The 2,091-nt window shown below is 53.5% G+C and carries 2 protein-coding genes; one reads left to right on the top strand and one right to left on the bottom strand.

The window, feature by feature from the left end; genetic code table 11:
- Positions 1 to 57 precede the first annotated feature (57 nt).
- Positions 58 to 534 carry a hypothetical protein gene (locus tag KDK14_RS04315; RefSeq protein WP_257263788.1) on the top strand — a complete coding sequence of 159 codons (477 nt, stop codon included), beginning with the start codon at positions 58 to 60 and terminating at the stop codon, positions 532 to 534.
- 316 nt (positions 535 to 850) lie between these two features.
- On the opposite strand, the gene KDK14_RS04310 is transcribed toward KDK14_RS04315, so the two are convergent.
- The coding region (locus KDK14_RS04310; protein ID WP_257263787.1) for a GGDEF domain-containing protein at positions 851 to 2,091 on the bottom strand (1,241 nt) is incomplete at its 5' end.

The following is a 2,091-nucleotide window of genomic DNA, read 5'->3' as shown; positions in this document are numbered from 1 at the left end:
AGACCAATTTGCTGCCACCGCAGTAGGGCAGTCTATTCTCGGACAGCCTCCTGGTGAATGCTGCCGCTGACCGGCCTGGCAAAGAGCTTGCGCAGTGTCGTGGCATGCTTTTTTTTCATTTTCTTTATTCGTAAAAGTGTAGCCGCGATAGTACCGGATTACAGTACTACTGACAATGAACCGTTGATATGGACTACTACAGCACTGCCTGACCCGCTAACAGGCAGGACTTTCGAAACCGCCGAATACCGATTGACCAGCGAAGGCGACGTTGCGCCACGCAACCGGGTGAGCAACCCGAACCACCGCCAGACCCTGCAATTGAACTGGACTTTAACCGAACAGCAATTCCGGATTTTTGAAGCCTGGCACCGCTGGCGATTGCACGACGGCGTGTCCCGGTTTGATATTGACTGGTGTGGCCGACAGGGCCGGGCACGGTTTATTGCGCCGGTGCAGGCCAGTTTGAACGGCAGCACCTGGTCGCTGTCTACCGAAGCCGAGATCAATTATGCAGTTTCCGCCGTCTATTGACCTGTGCCGCAGGGGCTACAGGCGCAACCTGAAAGGCGAAAAGACACCGCAGACCTTAGACGCCTGGCAGCGCCAGCGGCGCCAAGCGCGGTGTCACCGACACGGTGTGCTGGGTGGTTAACCAGGAGCAATGCAGTCAGCTGGAGCAGTTTCACCGGCAGGCCAGCGGCAGTTATTTTGAGATTGACCTGCCTGCTTACCTTCCAGATCTTGCCTGCATTGGGGAATATCAGACTTTGGTATCGTGGCAGAAGCCTTTTGAACATCCAATAAAAATTCCAGGGCACGGAAGGCAATGAATCAGATTTTTGAAGTTTTACGGTTGACTGGCCGGCAGACGAATATCGGTCCGGCTGGTGTTGATTGATGTGCGGTTTTTACCTTTCTGCTTGGCCTGGTACATTGCCGCATCCGCTTCTTTCAGTATTTTGTCCAGGGAGTTTGCCTCATCAGACAGGGCAGCAATACCAATACTGACGGTGGTGGGCTGGCGGTTCGCCCATTGATTATTTTTGGCATGTTCGCTGGCAATGGCGGTTCGCATTCGTTCAGCAACCTGAAATGCCTGCCATGGCTCGGTATCGGGCAATAAAGCGACAAACTCTTCACCTCCGTAACGCCCTAACAAATCGTGATGCCTGAGGGACTGGCGGCATATAAGCGCCGTGGTTTCAAGTATCTGATCTCCAACAGGGTGGCCTTGCAGGTCGTTCAGTTGTTTGAAGTTATCAATGTCCATAAACAGGGCGCAGCAGGGGCGGGTGGGGTCAGTGCCAAGGGATGTCTGGATAATACCCTCGGCTTCCTGGCAGAAGGCCCGACGGTTCAGCAAGCCGGTCAGTGGGTCAAGCTTGGCCTGCTGTTGCCAAAAGAGCGACTGTCGATTTGCCTGAAAAACAGTGCAGGCATGATTGCTGATATCACTGGCGGTTTGCCAGGTATTGGCATTGCGGTGATATCTGGCAGGGGCCAGGATCATAAGTACTTTATTCCCGGCATCGATAGTCAGCGGGAACAGCCAATAGACCGTGCCAAAACGGTCTTTAAAATTGATTTTTGTTTCGCTGCCTGAAGCGATCACGCAGAGCAAGTCCTCTTCGATGTCTGGCAGCTGCCTGGCTAGATTTTCAGCGGTTTTGGCGTAGTCATTGGTTTCCCCGAGGGAAAAGTGCCATTCATTCTGCTGGTGGCAAAACACCATGGCAGGAACGCCGGGTAATACCTGGTCAAACGTTGCCAGGACTTTCCGGATCAGCTCACTGTCTGAAAGTGGCGAGTCCGGGGTTTGCAGATGCTCCCGAAGTGCTGACTCAAATATGCGCCGCTTTCGGCTGGCAGGGGCAATGGCATTAATCGACACCGTGTGGTTCAGGTTCTGTTGGTGAACGTACCAGTAAAACAACGGCAACAGGACAGCATGAAAAGACAGCAGAACAAGCTCCGGCCCGGAGGTCAGTCTTGCAGGCCCTGCTTCTGACCATGAGAGTGAAATGAGCATGGTCAGTGCTGCAGGAAAGGCCATTTTTGCGGGACGAATGCCATTATAGAGACAGTAGG

The sequence above is a fragment of the Endozoicomonas sp. ONNA2 genome (genome assembly GCF_024606365.1).
Taxonomy (GTDB): Bacteria; Pseudomonadota; Gammaproteobacteria; order Pseudomonadales; family Endozoicomonadaceae; genus Endozoicomonas.
Note: the sequence above shows the minus strand (reverse complement) of the source record. Positions and strands in the feature narration are given on the sequence as shown.

Excerpts from the sequence above, each read along its gene's own strand:
- KDK14_RS04315 (WP_257263788.1), top strand. The coding sequence starts at position 58 with ATGCTGCCGCTGACCGGCCTGGCAAAGAGCTTGCGCAGTGTCGTGGCA.